General features: G+C 71.5%; 18 protein-coding genes. 2 read left to right on the top strand and 16 right to left on the bottom strand.

Annotated elements, in window-relative coordinates:
- Window positions 1-58: 58 nt before the first annotated feature.
- A complete protein-coding gene (locus GAK38_RS03290; protein WP_325341411.1) occupies window positions 59-658 on the bottom strand; it encodes an MCP four helix bundle domain-containing protein in 600 nt (199 codons plus the stop codon).
- Window positions 659-827: 169 nt separating this feature from the next.
- On the opposite strand from GAK38_RS03290, the gene GAK38_RS03285 reads away from it, so the two are divergent.
- On the top strand, window positions 828-1,454 hold the full coding sequence (locus GAK38_RS03285) for a flavin reductase family protein (RefSeq protein ID WP_325341409.1): 627 nt from the start codon (window positions 828-830) through the stop codon (window positions 1,452-1,454).
- A 7-nt stretch (window positions 1,455-1,461) separates the two neighbouring features.
- On the opposite strand, the gene GAK38_RS03280 is transcribed toward GAK38_RS03285, so the two are convergent.
- The 10 genes from GAK38_RS03280 to mhpA all read right to left on the bottom strand — a co-directional run bounded on the left by GAK38_RS03280 (window position 1,462) and on the right by mhpA (window position 11,238).
- Window positions 1,462-1,767 carry a YciI family protein gene (locus GAK38_RS03280; protein WP_325341408.1) on the bottom strand — a complete coding sequence of 102 codons (306 nt, stop codon included), beginning with the start codon at window positions 1,765-1,767 and terminating at the stop codon, window positions 1,462-1,464.
- A 31-nt stretch (window positions 1,768-1,798) separates the two neighbouring features.
- Complete coding sequence (locus tag GAK38_RS03275) at window positions 1,799-2,650, bottom strand: intradiol ring-cleavage dioxygenase (RefSeq protein WP_325341406.1); 852 nt, start codon at window positions 2,648-2,650, stop codon at window positions 1,799-1,801.
- Complete coding sequence (locus GAK38_RS03270; RefSeq protein ID WP_325341404.1) at window positions 2,631-3,731, bottom strand: branched-chain amino acid ABC transporter permease; 1,101 nt, start codon at window positions 3,729-3,731, stop codon at window positions 2,631-2,633. Before GAK38_RS03270 ends, GAK38_RS03275 begins: the two co-directional genes overlap by 20 nt.
- A gap of 10 nt (window positions 3,732-3,741) precedes the next feature.
- Window positions 3,742-4,605, bottom strand: a complete 864-nt coding sequence (locus tag GAK38_RS03265) for a branched-chain amino acid ABC transporter permease (RefSeq protein ID WP_325341402.1) — start codon at window positions 4,603-4,605, stop codon at window positions 3,742-3,744.
- Window positions 4,602-5,321: an ABC transporter ATP-binding protein gene (locus GAK38_RS03260; RefSeq protein WP_325341400.1), complete on the bottom strand. Its 720-nt coding sequence runs from the start codon at window positions 5,319-5,321 to the stop codon at window positions 4,602-4,604. The genes GAK38_RS03265 and GAK38_RS03260 overlap by 4 nt, the downstream gene beginning before the upstream one ends.
- Window positions 5,322-5,380: 59 nt before the next feature.
- Entirely contained in the window at window positions 5,381-6,115 is a 735-nt protein-coding gene (locus GAK38_RS03255; RefSeq protein ID WP_325341398.1) for an ABC transporter ATP-binding protein, read from the bottom strand.
- A gap of 65 nt (window positions 6,116-6,180) precedes the next feature.
- Window positions 6,181-7,434: an ABC transporter substrate-binding protein gene (locus GAK38_RS03250; RefSeq protein ID WP_325341396.1), complete on the bottom strand. Its 1,254-nt coding sequence runs from the start codon at window positions 7,432-7,434 to the stop codon at window positions 6,181-6,183.
- A gap of 44 nt (window positions 7,435-7,478) precedes the next feature.
- Window positions 7,479-8,537 carry a maleylacetate reductase gene (locus GAK38_RS03245; protein ID WP_325341394.1) on the bottom strand — a complete coding sequence of 353 codons (1,059 nt, stop codon included), beginning with the start codon at window positions 8,535-8,537 and terminating at the stop codon, window positions 7,479-7,481.
- A 16-nt stretch (window positions 8,538-8,553) separates the two neighbouring features.
- Window positions 8,554-9,501 (bottom strand): SphA family protein, encoded by a 948-nt coding sequence (locus GAK38_RS03240; protein ID WP_325341392.1) that lies wholly within the window; start codon window positions 9,499-9,501, stop codon window positions 8,554-8,556.
- A 99-nt stretch (window positions 9,502-9,600) separates the two neighbouring features.
- Window positions 9,601-11,238: a bifunctional 3-(3-hydroxy-phenyl)propionate/3-hydroxycinnamic acid hydroxylase MhpA gene (gene mhpA, locus GAK38_RS03235; protein ID WP_325341390.1), complete on the bottom strand. Its 1,638-nt coding sequence runs from the start codon at window positions 11,236-11,238 to the stop codon at window positions 9,601-9,603.
- Between the two features lie 211 nt (window positions 11,239-11,449).
- Here mhpA and GAK38_RS03230 point away from each other — a divergent pair, with 211 nt between their 5' ends.
- A complete protein-coding gene (locus tag GAK38_RS03230; RefSeq protein WP_325341388.1) occupies window positions 11,450-12,202 on the top strand; it encodes a TetR/AcrR family transcriptional regulator in 753 nt (250 codons plus the stop codon).
- Window positions 12,203-12,219: 17 nt separating this feature from the next.
- Here GAK38_RS03230 and GAK38_RS03225 read toward each other — a convergent pair whose 3' ends face one another.
- The 5 genes from GAK38_RS03225 to GAK38_RS03205 all read right to left on the bottom strand — a co-directional run bounded on the left by GAK38_RS03225 (window position 12,220) and on the right by GAK38_RS03205 (window position 16,481).
- Entirely contained in the window at window positions 12,220-12,576 is a 357-nt protein-coding gene (locus GAK38_RS03225) for a hypothetical protein (protein WP_325341386.1), read from the bottom strand.
- 161 nt (window positions 12,577-12,737) lie between these two features.
- Window positions 12,738-13,610, bottom strand: coding sequence for a protease HtpX (htpX, locus tag GAK38_RS03220; protein WP_325341384.1), 873 nt, complete (start codon window positions 13,608-13,610; stop codon window positions 12,738-12,740).
- Between the two features lie 278 nt (window positions 13,611-13,888).
- A complete protein-coding gene (locus GAK38_RS03215) occupies window positions 13,889-14,644 on the bottom strand; it encodes an ABC transporter ATP-binding protein (RefSeq protein WP_325341382.1) in 756 nt (251 codons plus the stop codon).
- Window positions 14,641-15,483: an ABC transporter permease gene (locus GAK38_RS03210; protein ID WP_443089149.1), complete on the bottom strand. Its 843-nt coding sequence runs from the start codon at window positions 15,481-15,483 to the stop codon at window positions 14,641-14,643. Before GAK38_RS03210 ends, GAK38_RS03215 begins: the two co-directional genes overlap by 4 nt.
- Window positions 15,484-15,488: 5 nt before the next feature.
- The gene (locus tag GAK38_RS03205) at window positions 15,489-16,481 is read right to left on the bottom strand and encodes an aliphatic sulfonate ABC transporter substrate-binding protein (RefSeq protein WP_325341378.1); all 993 of its coding nucleotides are present in this window, start codon (window positions 16,479-16,481) and stop codon (window positions 15,489-15,491) included.
- Between the last annotated feature and the right edge of the window lie 33 nt (window positions 16,482-16,514).

Below are 16,514 nucleotides of genomic sequence, written 5' to 3'. Positions count from 1 at the left end.
GAGGCTTCGCCGAGCGGCCGCAGGATGGAGCGCGCCAGCCACCAGGCGCAGGCCAGGCTCAGCGCCCGAGCAGCGAGCCCGCCAGCAGCAGCGCGATGCCCTGGCGGGCGCTGTCGTCCGCCGCCGCGCGCGTGGCAGCCACGCGCCCGCGCTGGTGGGCGGCCAGGGCGTTCACCGCATCCTCGTAGCTGCGCGCGGCCGGGCGCAGGCCGGTGGCGATGGCCCCGGGCGCAATCGCCTCGCCGGCCTTGCGGCGCCGGACCAGGTCGTCGCGCACGCCGCGGAAGGCGTTGCCGGCCGCGTCGATGGCGCCGAACAGGCGCTGCGATTCGGCGTCGGTGGCCAGCGCGTCGAGCCGCTTGCGCACCTCGGTCGAGCGGGCCGAGGTGGCCTTGCGGTCGGCCTCGACGCGGGCCACGAAGCCCGGCTCGTCGGCCACCAGCAGCGCCTCGGCCCGGGCGGAGCTGAGCACGACGATGGCATGCAGCTCCTGCGCCAGCAGCGCCCGTGCGGCCGATGCGCCGCCCAGGTCGTCGGCAATGCCGCGCAGCCCGGCCAGCCGCCACACCCCGATGGCGGCGGCCGCCGAGGTCACGAGCAGCACGACGCCGAAAGCCAGGGCCAGGCGCAGCGAAAGGCGGGAATGGGAGAGCGACATACGGATGGACGGCGTGGAATGGAAAGCGCGGAGGATGCGGCGGGAATGTGGCGCGCTGCCGGCACGGGCCGGCACGCTCTTGCGGTTATCGGCCGCCGTGGGCGCGACTTGAACGCCGGCGCCGGGTTTGCGATAGCCTTGCCGCTTTCTTGCCTTCGAGGAGCCTGCCGTGACCGCCGACGCCGCCCGCCACTTCTACGAACCCCGCCAGGGCCACGGCCTGCCGCACGACCCGTTCAACGCCATCGTCGGGCCGCGGCCGATCGGCTGGGTCGCCACGGTCGATGCCCGGGGTCGCCGCAACCTCGCGCCCTACAGCTTCTTCAACGCGTTCAACTACACGCCGCCGATCGTCGGCTTCGCCAGCATCGGCTGGAAGGACAGCGTTCGCAACGTGGAGGCGACCGGCGAATTCGTCTGGAACCTGGTCACGCGCGTGCTGGCCGGGCCAATGAACGCGTCCTGCGCCGCCGTGGGGCCGGAGGTCGACGAATTCGACCTCGCCGGCCTGGCGGCCGCGCCCTCGCGCCTCGTGAAGGCGCCCCGCGTCGCCGCGAGCCCGGTCAGTTTCGAATGCCGGCTGACCCAGCTGGTGCAGCTCCAGGGCGCAGACGGCCAGAAGGTGCCGACCTGGCTGGTGCTGGGCGAAGTGGTCGGCGTGCACATCGGCACGGCGCTGCTCAAGGACGGCATCTACGACACCGGCGCGGCCCATCCCATCCTGCGCGGCGGCGGGCCGGCCGACTACTTCGAGATCACGCCCGAGGCGCTGTTCCGCATGCGCCGGCCGGGGTAGCTGCGGCTCAGGCGGCCGGCGCAAAGCCGGCCTTCTGCGGCCAGAGGTTGACGAAGGCGTGGACCGTGGTGCTGGCATAGAGGCCGGCCTGCGTGAAAGGCTCCCTGGCCAGCCAGGCATGGGCAGCGTCGCGCGAGGGAAAGTCGATCGCCAGCAGGCTGCCGAGCATGGTCTGCCCGTCGTCGTGGGTGAGCGGGCCGGCGAAGGCCAGCCGGTCGGCCACGGCTTCGAGATAGGCCCTGTGCTGCGGCCGCAGGCGCTGGCGCAGTTCGCCCCGGCCGGGCTTGTCGATGAGAATGAACGCGAAGAGCATCTTTCTCTTCCTTTCTTTCTGCCCCGGGGTGTCACTGGCCGGCCGCCGCCGGCACCAGCACGAAGTCGAACGGCGAGCGCCAGATCGTCTCGCCGCCCTCCACCCGCTCGAACGGCGCCACCAGCGTCTGCTTGACGCCGAACACCGTGTCCGATTCGAGGTACGGGTCGCCGCCGACGAAGGTGTGCGTCACCAGCGTCTGCCAGCCCGGCGCCGTGACCAGGAAATGCATGTGCGCCGGCCGCCAGGGATGGCGGCCCAGGCGCGCGAGCAGCTGGCCGACTGGGCCGTCGTCGGGGATCGGGTAGCTAACCGGCTTGATGCCCACGAAGCGGTAGGCGCCGTCCTCGCCGGTGACGAAGATGCCGCGGTTGTTCCACTTCGGCTGCACGCCGGGTTGCTGCACGTCGTAGAAGCCCTCGGCGTTGTCGGACCACACGTCCACGCGCGCGCCGGCGATGGGCGCGCCGTCCAGGCCGAGCACCCGGCCCTCGAACAGGCAGCTCTCGCCCTTGCCGTCGAGCGAGATGTTGGCGCCGTGCGCGCGCTCGGGCGCGCCCTCGACGTGGAAGGGCCCGAGCACCGTGTTCTCGGTCGCCCCCGGCGGGCGGCGGTTGTTGATCGCGTCCACCAGCATCGACAAGCCCAGCGTGTCGCTCAGCAGGATGAACTCCTGGCGCTCCGGGCCGCAGATCTGGCCAGTGCGCGTGAGGAAGTCGATGGCGGACTCCCACTCGCGCTGCGTCGGCTGGACTTCCTTGGCGAACGCATGCAGGTGCCGCACGAGGGCGGACATGACGTCGCGCAGGCGCGGCTCTACGTCCGGCCCCATGCGGGCGTTGACGACGTCGGCCGAATCGGCCTCAGTGAAGAATCGGGTCATGGGTGGTGTTCTCCTTGGGCAAAGGGGTACGCGCCGCGGGCGGGGCGGGCGGGCGCTGGCGCAGCGGCAGTAGCTCGATACCAGTGCGGTCGCACAGCAGGCCCCAGAGCCCCCGCCGCGCGAACAGCATGGTGGCGATGCCGACCGCGCCCAGCACGATGAGATAGGCCGTGCCGTAGTCCGACAGCAGCCGCTGCAGCGCATAGAAGACGGCCACGCCGACGATCGGGCCAGGCAGCGTGCCGATGCCGCCGATCACCACGACGAAGATGACGAAGGCCGTCCAGTGGACCACCGAGAAGGCCGTCTCCGGCGTCACCCGGGTGATCTGGAGGAACAGCAGTGCGCCGCACACGCCGGTGCCGAAGGCCGTGAGCAGGAACACCTGGGCCTTCAGCCGCAGCGGGTCCACGCCCACCGAGCGCGCGGCCTCCGGGTTGTCGCGCACCGCCTGCAGGCCCAGGCCGGGGCGCGAGCGCAGGAAGGCGTAGCTCGCCGCCAGCGTGGCCGCGGCCAGCAGCAGCGCGAGCCAGTAGGCCAGCGCGTCGGCGGCGGCAGCGCTGCCGATGCCGAGCCAGCCCTTGACGGCCTGCACGCCGGCCATCGCGTTCACCGCGCCCTTGGGCAGCGAGGTGCCGGTGCCGCCGCCGAGCGCCTTCCACTGCGCCAGCGCCAGCCGCGCGATCTCGGCGGCGACCCAGGTGCCGATGGCGAAGTACGCCCCGTGCAGCCGGAAGGCGAAGAACGCCATCGGCACCGCGCACAGCATGGCCGCCGCGCCGGCCGCGAGGATGCCGGCCAGCGGGTCCCAGCCGCCGAGGATCACGGCCGCGAACAGCGTGTAGGCGCCCACGCCCACGAACGCCTGCTGGCCGACCGAGACCAGCCCGGCGAAGCCGGCGAGCAGGTTCCAGTTGAGCGCGAGCACCAGCAGCGTCAGCACCATGAACAGGTCCTGCACCAGCGCGCGCGGGCCGATAGCCGGCACGGCCAGCAGCAGCACTAGCGCGGCGGCCGGTGCCAGGGCGGCGGCCGTGCGGCGCGCCTTCTTTTTCGATTGCGTGTCGGTGAAAAAAGCCATGGATGCTGCCTCAGTCGTGGGCACGGGGGAACAGGCCGCGCGGGCGCACCAGCAGGACGGCGACGAAGGCCAAGTGCCCGGCCAGCACTTGCCACTCGGGATTGACGGCGGCGCCCGCCGCCTGGGCCAGGCCGATCACGATGCCGCCGGCCAGCGTGCCCCAGAGGCTGCCGAGCCCGCCGATGATCACGGCCTCGAAGGCGTAGAGCAGCCGAGCCGGGTCGATCGACGGGTCGAAATTGGCCCGCACGCCAAGGTAGAGCGCGGCGATCGCGGCCACGGCGAGCGCGAGCCCGGTGGCGATGGCGAACACGCGGCGCGGGCGGATGCCCATGAGGCCGGCCGTGACCGGGTCGTCGAAAGTGGCGCGCAGCGCGCGGCCCAGCGCGGTGCGGTAGAAGAGCGCGTTGAGCGCGAGGATCACCGCCACCGCCGTCGCCAGGGTGAGCAGCGGCACGACGCCGACCGCGAGGCCGCCCAGCGGAATCGACGCGGCCTCCACCTGCCCGGCGGCGAGCTTGCGGCTGTCGGCCGAGAAGCCTTCGAGCAGCGCGTTCTGGATCACGATGGACAGGCCGAAGCTCACCAGCAGCGGCGGCAGCAGGTCGGCTCCGAGCACGCGGTTGAACACGTGGGTCTGCAGCAGCCAGCCCGCGCCGAACATCAGCGGCGCGGCCAGCAGCACGGCCGCGAACGGGTGCAGTCCGAGCCCCGATGAGAGACCCAGGATCAGGTAGGCCGCCAGCACGATCAGGTCGCCGTGTGCGAGGTTGACCAGCCGCATCACGCTGAAGACGAGGCTCAGCCCCGCGGCGAACAGCGTGTAGAGCCCGCCGAGCAGGATGCCCTGGGCCAGGGTGTCGAGCAGGTTCATGCGCGCACTCCGAAGTAGGCGTCGTGGATCGCGCCGCGCGACAGCTGCGCCGGCGTGCCTTCGAGCGTGAGGCGGCCCTCCATCAGGCACACCACGCGGTCGGCCACGCGCAGCGCCTGGCCGATGTCCTGTTCCACCACGACGAGCGAGGCACCCGCGGCCTGGATCTGCGGCACGGCGGCATAGATGTCGCGGATCACGCGCGGCGCGAGGCCCAGGCTGATCTCGTCGCACAGCAGCACGGTCGGGTTAGACATGAGCGCGCGGCCGATGGCGACCATCTGCTGCTGCCCGCCCGAGAGCGCCGTGCCCGGCGCGTGGCGGCGCTCGCGCAGCGCGGGAAAGAGCGCGTACACCGTGTCGAGGTTCCAGTGCCCTCCCGCGCCGCGCGCATAGGCGCCCACGAGCAGGTTCTCCTCCACGGAGAGCGAGGGAAACAGCCGGCGCCCCTCGGGCACCAGCGCGACGCCGCGCGCGAGCACGTCGGGCGCGCCGAGGCCCCCGATGGGCTCGCCGCGCAGCACGACCGAGGCAGCGGCCACCGGCACCACGCCCGCGATCGCGCGCAGCAGCGTGCTCTTGCCCGCGCCGTTGGCGCCGATGATGGCCAGCGTCTCGCCGCGCGCGAGCCGCAGGTCGATGCCAAAGAGCGCCTGGAAGTCGCCGTAGCGCGCGACCAGGCCGCAGGTTTCGAGCAGGACGGGTCCGCCGGTCATTGGAATACCTACGCGCTCACTCGCTGCGGTGCGAGCGCCTTCGGGCGGCCGGGCGGCGCTCATGCCTCGATCCCCAGATACACCTCGCGCACCGCGGGCGAGGCCATCACGTCGTCGGGGTGGCCGTCCATGAGCACGCGGCCGAAGCTGAGCACGATGAGCCGCTGCACCACCGCGTTGAGCGCGTGCAGCACGTGCTCGATCCAGACGATGGCCACTCCGCCCGCGTGGATCGCGCGGATGGTCTCCACGAGCTCGCCGCATTCGGCCTCGGTCAGGCCGCCGGCGATCTCGTCGAGCAGCAGGAGGCGCGGCGAGGTCGCCAGCGCCCGCGCGAGTTCGAGCCGCTTGCGCCGCAGCAGCGGCAGCGCGCCCGCGGCCTGGTCGCGCACGCCGGCCAGGCCGGTGCGCTCCAGGATGTCCAGACAGTGGACGGCGGCCTGCGGCCCGCGCAGGCCGCCGCCGAACTGCGCGGCCACGAGCAGGTTCTCGTACACGCTCAGGCCGCCGAAGGGCTGCGGTATCTGGAACGAGCGGCCGATGCCCGCCGCACAGCGCCGCATGGGCGAGTCGGCTGTCACGTCCCCGCCGGCGAAGCGCACGGCGCCCGCGTCGGGGCGCAGGTTGCCCGCGATCAGGCTGAACAGCGTGGACTTGCCTGCGCCGTTCGGCCCGATGATGCCCAGCGCCTCGCCAGGGGCCAGGTCGAAGCTCACGCCGTCGGTGACCTTGAGGGCGCCGAAGGAGCGCGAGACGGCGCGCAAGCTCAGCAGGGGTTCTGGCGCGGCGAGCATACCCCCCGCCTTACAATCTTGTTGTGCGCCGTTTACGGCCGCTTTTGGTATATACCCCTGCACCATCACCGCAGCAACTCCAGCGTGCCGCCCAGCGGGATGTTCGGCGAGTTGCCGTTCTCGACGATCACGAGGTCGAACCTGCCGTCGGCCTTGCGCCGCCACTGGCCGCCCACGAGCGGCGTCTTGGCCACGTTCTTGCGGGCGAAGGGCGGCACGTTGTCCCGGCCCCAGCGAATGTTGCCGACCACCGTGTCGAGCTTCGTCGCGGCGATGGCTTCGGCCAGCGCGGGGCGCCGGGTCGGGTCGCTCGCGCGCCGGACCACGTCCGCCGCCACCTCGAACAGGGCATGCGTGAAGCCCACGGGCTGCGTCCACGCGCGCCCGGCCGCCCGGGTGAAGTCGGCGGCCAGTTCGGCGCAGCTTTCGCCCGTGAGCGAGGAGGTGAAGGGAAACTGCGGCGCCCAGTACACCTCGCAGGTGAGGTTGTGGCCGAGCCTGCCGAGCGCCGCCACGCTCTCGGGGAACAGCAGCGCCTTGGCGATGGACACGAGCTTCGGCCGCAGGCCCTGCTGGCTCGCCTGCGTCCAGAAGGTGGTGAAGTCGGGCGGGATCGGGATGCCGGTGATGATCTCGACGTCGTTTTTCTTGAAGGCGTTGATCTGCGCCGAGAAGTCGTCCGACAGGTTCTGGTAGCGCCCCGGGTCGGTCAGCCGGTAGCCCGCGGTCTTGGCCGGGCCGGGCAGGCCGGCGCTGCCGGCCCAGGCGTTGCCGTCGCCGTCGTTGGGCCAGAGCGCGCCCACGCTCTTGTTGCCGGCCACGTTCTTCCAGAGGTTGAGGAACACGGCCACGTTGTCCTCCAGCCCCCAGAAGAAGTGGTAGACCCAGTCGAACGGCGCCCACGATGCCGGGTTGCCGGGGTTGCCCTGCTGGCCGACGAACCAGGGCTGCCAGGGCGCGACGGAGGAGATGACGGGCACCTCCTCGGCCTCGGCGATGGTGCAGACGGGGTTGGTCGTCTCGGGCGTGGAGGCCACGAGGATCAGGTGCACTTTGTCGCGCACGATCAGCTCGCGCGCCACGTCGGCGGCGCGGTTGGGGCTGGACTGGCTGTCCTTCACGACCACGTCCACCGACAGGCCCTTGGCGGCTGCCGCCTTGCGGAACTGGGCGGTGACGTACTTGTCGGCCTCGGAGAAGGCAGAAAGCGGCCCAGACTGCGGGCTCACGTAGCCGATGCGCACCGGGCGCTTCTGGGCGAATGCAGGAAGGGCGAGCGTGCCCGCGGCGGTGCCGAGCAGTTGCCGTCTGTCGATCATGGTCTTGTCTCCTTGCGTCGTTGTCGGATCGTGGCCGGTAGGCGCTACTGCGGGCGGGCGCCCTCCCACGCGCGCTGGAGCAGCGCGCGCACGGCGCCGCGCTCAACGGGGCGCGGGTTCCAGTAGGGGTTGCGCACGGCGAGGTTGGCCGCGCGGTCGAGTTGTGCCCCATTCAGGCCGAGTTCGCGCAGCGACTGCGGCGCGCCCAGCGACCGGGCGAAGTCGTAAAGGCCGCCGCCGAGGTCGCCGCCGAACAGGCCGGCCAGCGGCCGCAGTTGCGCGGCTGCGGCCTGCGCGTTGTAGGCCGCCGCGTGCGGCAGCACCACGGCGTGGGTCTCGGCATGCGGCAGGTCGAAGCTGCCGCCGAGCGTGTGGCAGAGCTTGTGGTGCAGCGCCATGCCGACCGTGCCGAGCACCGTGCCGCAGAGCCAGGAGCCGTAGAGCGCCTGCCCGCGCACCTGCGCGTTGCGCGGCGCGGCCGTGATGGCCGGCAGCGCGTCGCGCAACGCGCGCACGCCCTCCACGGCCAGCAGCGAGGAGACCGGGTTGCGGTCCTGCGCGTAGACGGCCTCCACCGCGTGCGCCATCGCGTTGAGCCCGCTGGTCACGCTCATCGCCACCGGCAGGCCGAGCGTGAGTTCGGGGTCGTAGATCACCACCTCGGGGAGGATCTTCGGGTCGCGCACGGTGGTCTTCACGCCGTCCTCGGTCTGCCCCAGGATGGGCGTGACTTCCGAACCTGCGTAGGTGATGGGAATGACGACCTGCGGCGCGTCGTTGCGCCAGGCGATGGCCTTGCCCAGGCCGATGGCGGAGCCGCCGCCGAGCGCGACCACGCCGTCCGCGCCCGCCGCTTCGTAGGCGGCCAGCGCTTGCTGCGTCACCTCCGTCGGCGTGTGCATGGCGGCCCGCGCGAACACACCCGCGGCGCGCTCACCCAAACGCGCGGCCAGCGCCTCGGCATCGGCCTGCTGGTACGGCGTGGAAAGCACGAGCGCGCGGCGCAGGCCGAGCCGCGCCACCTCCTCGCCCACGCGCGCCCAACTGCCCGGCCCGAACACGATGCGCGCGGGCGAAATGCCGTAGATGAACGATGCCGTCATGGTGTGTGTGCTTTCTCTAGAACGCCTTGATGAGCGTGAGCCGCGCGAGGGTGCCCTGCGGCTGCGCGCTCGAACCGCCCTGCGCGCGCCACTCGCGGTACAGCGCGCCCTTGAACACGAGGCCCGGCGCGGCGGGCCAGGTCAGTTCGCCGCCGACGGCGTGCTTGAACGCCTTCTGCAGCGCCGCGCCCGCGCCGCTGTCGCTGCTGGTCTGCCACTGGCTGTAGCCCACGAGGCCGGCCACGAGCGGCATGCCGCCGATGGCCTTGCCCAGGCCCCATTCAAGGCTCGCCTGGCTGCCCGGCCGCACGCCCGCGTCGTTGCGGCCGTGGCGCTCCCAGCGCAGCAGGGCCGAGAGCGAAAGCGTCTTCGCGGCGTCGAAGTGCCACGTGCCCCCGCCCGTGAGCATGAGCGACTTGTAGCCCTTGCCCGGCGAGGCCGAATCGTTCGTGCTGCCGTTGTCGAGCCACACGCCCGCGCCCGCCACCGCGTCCCACTGCGGGCCGTGCCAGCCGAGCACGAGCGGGCCAAGATAGATGTCGGCCACGCCCGAGCGGCTGTCGGCCACATTCGCGGCCTGGACGGTGAGCGAGGTGCGCTGCAGGGGCACGATGGCTTCGGCGCCGTAGTCCGCGCCCAGCAGCTTCGTCTGCGAGATCCAGACGAAGCGGTTGGCCAGCACCGAGACGGTGCCGCTGTTGTTGCCGGGCAGCTTGTCGCGCGAGCCCGGCGCGCGGAAGCTGTCGATGCCGTAGTTGACGACGTAGCCCACGTAATAAAGCCCCGGCGGCGGCACGCTGGCCGCCTGCACGCCTTCGACGCCCGGCGCATAGTGGCCGTCGGCGAAGGCGGCGGATGCCGCGAGCGCGGCGCAGAAAGCCGTCGCCCTACCTATACCCCTTTGGGTAATCGTCCATAGCCATTGTTTTTCAAATGGCTGATAGCTATACTCCTCGAAATCCATTTCGCTTGTCTCCTTGGTTTTGTTGGCTTTCGCCCGGCTGCGCGCGGCCTCTCGCGAGCCGCGTGCGCTTTCGACGCCTGCCGGGCGCGGCGCGGTGGTTCAGGCGGCCAGGGCCTGCGCTGTTTCGTCGTGCCGCAGATGCAGCCGCACCAGCACCTCGTCGAAGCGTTGCCGGAACACCTGCGGGCTGTTGGCCGTGGCGGCCACGTAGAAGTCGGGGCGCAGCAGCACGTAGCGCGCATCGATGCGGCCGAGCCAGCGGGCATAGGTGCCGTTCACGTCGATCGCGTCACCCGGCCGCCCCGCCGAGCCGATGCGCACCAGCCGCCCTTCGAGCCGCGCGAACTGCGCGTGCTGCCCGGCGGTGAGCGCCTCGGCCGGGTCGGCGTCGAGCGCGAGCACGATCCAGCCGTAACCCACGGCCTGGTCGAAGCGGTCGCGCCGGCCGTTGGCCTCCACGATGCCCTGGGCCGAAAGCTCGCCCGCGTGCGGCGCGTCGGCGCTCCAGATGCCGGGGCCGAGCTGGCAGACGTCGGTCGGCACCGGCCGGTGGCCGCGCGCGGCGAGGTCGGCTTTCATGCGCGCGTCGCGCTCGGCGGCCTCGCGCTCGTCGGCGATGCAGATGATCTTGCCCAGCTCCTGGCTGAAGTCGATGTAGTGCCTGGCGTGCGCCAGGCGTTCGGTGGTGTAGCTGCCCAGCACCTCCTGGCCGAGCCGGCCTGCGAGGATGCCGTTCAACCGCCAGCCGAGCGCCAGCGCGTCGCGCAGCCCGGCGCACATGCCCTCGCCCGCGAAGGGCGGCATCAGGTGCGCGGCATCGCCCGCGATGGCACAGCGGCCCTGGTTCCACGTCTTCGCCCAGCGGGCCTGGAAGCGGTAGACGGCGCTGCGCTCCAGCTCGGCGTTGTCGGGCGTGAGGCCCCAGGGAGCGAGCAGCTTCCAGGCGTTCTCGGGGGTCTGAATCTCCTCCACCGATTCGCCGGGCAGCACCATGAACTCCCAGCGCCGGCGGCCCGGCCCGCCAGGCACGATGGTCGTGGGGCGGCGCGGGTCGCACAGCTGCCACTGCGCGGGCTGGTGCGGCCGGATCGTCTCGTAGGGCGTCTTCGGGATCATGTCGAGGATGAGCCAGTCGAAGAAGTAGCCCCTGTCCTCGTTGGCGATGCCGAGACGCTCGCGCACGAAGCTGTTGGCGCCGTCGGCGCCGACGACGAAGCGGGCGCGCACGGTGCGGGTCGCGCCGGTCGCGCCGGCCTCCTGCGGATTGCGCCGCAGCTCCAGGGTCACGCCCTGCGCGTCCTGTGCCGGCTCCACGCCTTCCCAGCCGCGCAGCTGCGTCACGCCCGGCAGCGTGGCGGCGATGCCGGTGAGCCGCACTTCCAGGTCCGGCTGGTTGAACCAGTAGCGCACCCGCCAGCCCGAGGCCGAGATGCTCTGCCAGTCGACGACCTGCAGGTTCTCGCCCTGCGCGTTGCGCCAGTAGTACAGCTCGTCGTGGTAGCCGATGGCCGGGTCGTTCTCGGAATCGATGCCCAGCGTGGCGAGGATGCGCGCAATCTCATGGTCGTAGGTCACGGCGCGGGGGCGGCCGTAGGCCGCGGTCCAGCGCTCGACCAGCAGCACGCGCTTGCCGCGCTGGCCCAGCAGGATGGCCAGCATCGTGCCGACCGGGCCGCCGCCGACGATGGTGACGTCGGCGTCGAAGGCGCCGGTGTCAGGGGGGGTGGGAAAGGTCATGCGTGTCTCCTTGGCGATGGAGACGAATTTTGTTCAAAAATGAATATCGTTCATTTCTGATAAATACTGCTTGACATGGCTCGTGTTCCCTGTGCATAAGCGCGCCGTGCAATGAATATATACACCGTCCAGTAGTGCTCGGATGGGATTTTAGATAGTGCGCTCTGTCTATATACCCCCTATCCACCCATGCACCGGTTAGACTGGCCCCATGACAGCAACAGGGCAACGGACAACAGTGGCGGCAGAGAAAACAACCCACGGGGCGGCGGCGGCCGAGCCGCAGGGCCGCGTGGCGCGCAGGCAGCGTCGCAACCGCGAGGCGCTGATCCACGCGGCCACCGCCGTGATGGGCGAGAAGGGCATCGATGCGGCCACGATGCAGGAGATCGCCGAGCGCGCCGACCTGGGCGCCGGCACGATCTACAACTACTTCAAGTCCAAGGACGAGCTGGCCGTCGCCGTGCTGGAGGAATTGATGGTGGAGCTCGCCCTGCGCATCGAGCGCGTGACCTTCGACGATCCGGCGCAGGTCTATGCCTTCGGCATCCACACCGTGCTCGCCACCGCGACCACCGACGGCCGCTGGAAGCAGATGCTCTACCGCAGCGAGGTGATCGCCGATGCGCTGTACCGCCGCATGGGACCTTTCGCCATCCGCGACCTGCGCAACGCCGTGCAGGCCGGACGTTTTTTCGTCGCCGATGCGGAGCTGACCTGGCGGCTCACCGCCCATGCGATCGTCGGCGCGGCGCTCGCGGTCACGACCGGCGCGCTGCCCGCAGGCGCCAGGGAGGCGGCCATCGCGCAGCTGCTGTGCATGACCGGCATCGGCGCCGAGGCCGCCTCGGCGCTCGCGGCGCTGCCGTTGCCGCCGCTGCCCGACATGCCCGCGGCCGCCGCCACGCCGGCACACCGCAGGCATGCCCGGCCCGCCCCGACCGCGGCGGCGCAAGGGGAATGAAGACGCCCCTGCCCCGGTCAGCGCCAGTGGCCGCCCTGACGCTGCCAGCCGCGCGGGCCCTGCTGCCAGCGGTGGGGCACCCAGGCGGCGCCCGGGCGCGGCGGGGCGGCCCAGCGGCCCGGCTGCCAGGCGTAGCGGCCGCCGTCCCAGATGTAGCCGCCGCCGATCCAGACCTCCAATGGCGACGGGGCCACGCCCACGGCTTCGTATGGCGGCGCCGGCGGGCCGTAGGGGGCATAACCTTCATAGGCGACCGGGGCGCCCAGCGGCGGCAGGGGCGCAATGACGCAGCCGGTCAGGGCGACAGCCGCCGCGGCCAGGGCTGCTGCGGGCGCGATGCGCCGGGCCACGTCGACGAGATGGGATGCTTGCATGGAGGGTCTCCGAAGGAAGAAGGGCCGGCATCGCGCCGGCCCTGTTCCATCAACGCCAGCCTGCGGCCGCTGTTGACGCGCGACGATGAAGCGCGGGTAAAGACGGGAAACCGTTCATTCCGCCCCGTCGGAAAAAGCCGCCTCGGCGTGACAGGGGCGGCTCAGGCGCGCGCCTGCAGCGCGGCGATGCGCTCCTCGATCGGCGGGTGCGAGGCGAACAGCTTGCCGATGCTGCCGGTGATGCCGAACGCCTGCACGCTCTGCGGCAGCTCGCCCGGATGCAGGCCGCCCAGGCGGGCCAGCGCGTTGATCATCGGCTGCTTGCGGCCCAGCAGCTGGGCCGAGCCGGCGTCGGCGCGGAACTCGCGCTGGCGCGAGAACCAGGCCACGATGATCGCGGCGAGAAAGCCGAGCACGATGTCGAGCACCACGGTCGTCACGAAGTAGCCGATGCCCGGGCCCGAGCGCTGGTCGTTGCCGCGGTTGAGGAAGCTGTCGACCGCATAGCCGATCACGCGCGAGAGGAACACGACGAAGGTGTTCATCACGCCCTGGATCAGCGTCATGGTGACCATGTCGCCGTTGGCGACGTGGGCGATCTCGTGGCCGATCACCGCCTCGACCTCGTCGCGCGTCATGCCCTGGAGCAGGCCGGTGGAGACGGCCACGAGCGCCGAGTTCTTGAACGCGCCGGTGGCGAAGGCGTTGGCATCGCCTTCGAAGATGCCGACCTCGGGCATGCCGATGCCGGCCTTCTCCGACAGGCGGCGCACGGTGTCGACGATCCAGGCTTCGTCGGCGCTGCGCGGCTGCGCGATGACCTGCACGCCGGCGGTCCACTTGGCCATCGGCTTGCTGATCAAGAGCGAGATGATCGCGCCGCCGAAGCCCATGACGAGGGCGAAGCCCAGCAGCGCGCCGAGGTTGAGCCCGTTGGCGGTGAGATAGCGGTTGACGCCGAGCAGGCTGGCGACGATGCCGAGCACTGCGACGACCGCGACGTTGGTGAGGACGAACAGCAGGATGCGTTTCATGGATTCTCCGTGGAATGGAATAAAGCCCCTGGCGCCAAGATGGTGGCCGACTCCGGCCCCTTCAAGCGCGCTGCGTTCGCAGAATCGCTGACTCGTCGTTGTATGTGCGCTGCCCTGCGAGGGCGTATGGCAGGGAGGGATGATAGGGGCAAAAGGTTCACCCGCCGCGCCGCATCCAGGCGCTTCCGAAGGGCATTCCCACCCGAGCGAGGATCATATACCCCCCCGGAGGAACTCCTTGTCGCGCCTGTCAGTCAAGCGCAGCGGCCACATACCCCCTATACCGCATGCGCGTGCCGCAGGGCTTCGAGAATCCGCACGCGCAGGTGGCCCAGCGCGTCGCCCTCGCGGTCGCGCGGGCGCGGCAGCGGCACGGCGATCTCGCGCAGCGGCGCGCCGGCGCGCGCCTCCAGCACCAGCACCCGGTCGCTCAGGACGACGGCCTCGTCCACGTCGTGCGTGACCAGCAGCAGCGTGATGCCGTGGCGCCGCGCGATGCCGGCCAGCAGGTCCTGCAGCTTGATGCGGGTGAAGGCATCGACGGCCGAGAACGGCTCGTCGAGCAGCAGCACCCGGGGCCAGGTGAAGAGCCCGCGCGCGATGGCCACGCGCTGCGCCTGCCCGCCCGAGAGCTGCTTGGGCAGCCGATCCTCGAAGCCGGCCAGGCCGACTTCGGCCAGCAGCTCGCGCACCTGCGGATGGTGGCGGCCGGCGCGGCCCAGGTCGAAGGCCACGTTCTCGGCCACGGTGAGCCAGGGGAAGAGGCGGAGCTCCTGAAAGATGAAGCCGATCTCGCGCGTGATGTCGTGCTGCGGCCGGCCCGCCAGGCGCACGGCGCCGTCGTAGTCGGTGTCGAGCCCGGCGACGATGCGCAGCAGCGTGCTCTTGCCGCAGCCGCTGGCGCCGACCAGGCTCACGATCTCGCCGGGGGCGAGCGCCAGCTGCAGGTCCTGCAGCACGGCGCGGCCGCCGAAGGCCTTGCGGCGCACGACCGCTTCGAGCAAGGGCTGGCGGGATGGGAGGTGCGCGCTCATCGTGCGGCCCTGTCGTAGGTGTCGCGCCAGGCCAGCAGCCGGCGCTCGATCCAGGCCACGCCGGTGTCGGTCACCTTGCCCAGCAGCGCCAGCAGCACGATGGCCGCGAGCACGATGTCGGCGCGGCCCATCTCGCGGCCGTCGGTCAGCAGGTAGCCCAGGCCGTTGATGGCCGCGATGAGCTCGGCCGCCACCATGAACATCCAGGCCAGGCTCAACCCGTTGCGCAGGCCGGTCAGCACCGCCGGCAGCGCGGCCGGCAGCAGCACCCGGCGCACCAGTTCGACCGAACTCAGGCGGTACATGCGCGCGACCTCGACCAGCTTGCGGTCCACGTCGCGGAAGCCCGAGGCCACGCCCATATAGACCGGAAAGAATGCGCCGATGGCGATCAGCACCACCTTCGGCGCCTCGTCGATGCCGAGCCACAGCAGCAGGAGCGGCACCCAGGCCAGCGAGGGGATGGCGCGCAGCGCCTGGAAGCTCGGGTCCAGCAGCGCCTCGCCGCGGCGCGACAGGCCGACGAGCGCGCCGACCGCGATCGCGAGGCCGGCGCCGATCGCGAAGCCCGCGGCCACGCGGCCGGTGCTGGCCAGCACGTGGCCGGCGAGCGCCTGGGCGCCGAACGAGGCGATGGTCTGCACGATCTCGCTGGGCGCGGGCAGCAGGTGGCCGTTGACCCAGCCCAGGCGCACCGCGACCTCCCAGGCCGCCAGCACGACCACGGGCAGCAGCAGGCCCCAGCCGGCGCGGACCCGGCGCGGCGCGGCCGGGCCCGCCTGCGCAGCAGCGCCCGCGAAGCCCGGCAGTTGCGATGGATCGGCAGCCACGTCGTGCACCGGGATCAGGCTGCGGCGGCGGAGGACTGCAGCACCGACCGCGCGAACTGCGTGTCCACCAGGTCGGTCACGACCTTGTCCAGGTTCGTGCCCGGCTTGACAAGGCCTTCGGACAGCAGGATGGGTGACGCGGCCTTGAGCGCGGCCACATGTTCCTGCGACGGCTGCGGGTTGCTCAGGTCGGTGCGCAGCTTGAGCTGCAGCAGGGCGACCTGCAGGCTGACCTTGGCTTCTTCCGACAGGATCTTCGCCGCCTCGGTGGTGTTGGCGATGATCCATTTGCGGGCGCGCTCGTAGCCCGCGATCACGCGGCGCGTCTCGGCCGCGCGCTCGCGCAGGAAGTCCTCGCGCACGTCGAGAAAGCCGTAGGTGTTGAAGGCCACGTTGCGGTAGATGAGGCGCGTGCCGGCATCGAGCTCGCTGGCGGCCAGCAGCGGATCGAGCCCGACCCAGGCGTCGACGCGGCCCTGCTCGAGCGCCGTCTTGCCGTCGGCATGCTGGAGCGCGACGATCTCCACGTCCGAGCGCTTGAGGCCGAACACCGGCAGCGCGCGCAGCAGGAACAGGTACGGGTCGGTGCCCTTGGTGGCGGCGACCTTCTTGCCCTTGAGGTCCTTGACCGACTGGATCGGCGAGTCCTTGCGCACCGCCAGCGCGGTCCATTCGGGGCGCGAGTAGATGTAGGGTGCCTTGATCGGGTTGCCGTTGGCACGGGACAGCAGCGCGGCCAGGCCGGCCGAGGAGCCGATGTCGATGCTGCTGGCGTTGAGGTATTCGAGCGCACGGTTGCTGCCGGCGCTGAACACCCACTTGACCGCCGTGCCATCCTTCTTGAAGTCCTCTTCGAGCCAGCCGAAGCGGCGCAGCACCAGGCTCGACGGCGAATAGGTCGCGTAGTCGAGCCGCAGCTCCTTCAACGGCTCGGCCGCGCGGGCGGCCAGGGGTGCGAGCGGTGCGGCCAGGGCGGCGGCGGAGGACAGCAGGGTGCGGCGTTTCATCGAAGGCTCCCGAGCCTGCGGGAGGCAGGCAAA

Source organism: Xylophilus sp. (genome assembly GCA_009914555.1).
Lineage (GTDB): Bacteria > Pseudomonadota > Gammaproteobacteria > Burkholderiales > Burkholderiaceae_C > WNDY01.
The sequence above is the reverse complement of the archived record's forward strand: the minus strand, read 5'-3'. Positions and strand labels throughout refer to the sequence as shown.

Excerpts from the sequence above, each read along its gene's own strand:
- GAK38_RS03255 (WP_325341398.1), bottom strand. The coding sequence starts at position 6,115 with ATGCTCGCCGCGCCAGAACCCCTGCTGAGCTTGCGCGCCGTCTCGCGC.
- htpX (WP_325341384.1), bottom strand. The coding sequence starts at position 13,610 with ATGAAACGCATCCTGCTGTTCGTCCTCACCAACGTCGCGGTCGTCGCA.
- GAK38_RS03240 (WP_325341392.1), bottom strand. The coding sequence starts at position 9,501 with ATGGATTTCGAGGAGTATAGCTATCAGCCATTTGAAAAACAATGGCTA.
- GAK38_RS03270 (WP_325341404.1), bottom strand. The coding sequence starts at position 3,731 with ATGGCTTTTTTCACCGACACGCAATCGAAAAAGAAGGCGCGCCGCACG.
- GAK38_RS03260 (WP_325341400.1), bottom strand. The coding sequence starts at position 5,321 with ATGACCGGCGGACCCGTCCTGCTCGAAACCTGCGGCCTGGTCGCGCGC.
- GAK38_RS03265 (WP_325341402.1), bottom strand. The coding sequence starts at position 4,605 with ATGAACCTGCTCGACACCCTGGCCCAGGGCATCCTGCTCGGCGGGCTC.
- GAK38_RS03225 (WP_325341386.1), bottom strand. The coding sequence starts at position 12,576 with ATGCAAGCATCCCATCTCGTCGACGTGGCCCGGCGCATCGCGCCCGCA.
- GAK38_RS03275 (WP_325341406.1), bottom strand. The coding sequence starts at position 2,650 with ATGACCCGATTCTTCACTGAGGCCGATTCGGCCGACGTCGTCAACGCC.
- GAK38_RS03280 (WP_325341408.1), bottom strand. The coding sequence starts at position 1,767 with ATGCTCTTCGCGTTCATTCTCATCGACAAGCCCGGCCGGGGCGAACTG.
- GAK38_RS03205 (WP_325341378.1), bottom strand. The coding sequence starts at position 16,481 with ATGAAACGCCGCACCCTGCTGTCCTCCGCCGCCGCCCTGGCCGCACCG.
- GAK38_RS03230 (WP_325341388.1), top strand. The coding sequence starts at position 11,450 with ATGACAGCAACAGGGCAACGGACAACAGTGGCGGCAGAGAAAACAACC.
- mhpA (WP_325341390.1), bottom strand. The coding sequence starts at position 11,238 with ATGACCTTTCCCACCCCCCCTGACACCGGCGCCTTCGACGCCGACGTC.
- GAK38_RS03245 (WP_325341394.1), bottom strand. The coding sequence starts at position 8,537 with ATGACGGCATCGTTCATCTACGGCATTTCGCCCGCGCGCATCGTGTTC.
- GAK38_RS03250 (WP_325341396.1), bottom strand. The coding sequence starts at position 7,434 with ATGATCGACAGACGGCAACTGCTCGGCACCGCCGCGGGCACGCTCGCC.
- GAK38_RS03290 (WP_325341411.1), bottom strand. The coding sequence starts at position 658 with ATGTCGCTCTCCCATTCCCGCCTTTCGCTGCGCCTGGCCCTGGCTTTC.
- GAK38_RS03215 (WP_325341382.1), bottom strand. The coding sequence starts at position 14,644 with ATGAGCGCGCACCTCCCATCCCGCCAGCCCTTGCTCGAAGCGGTCGTG.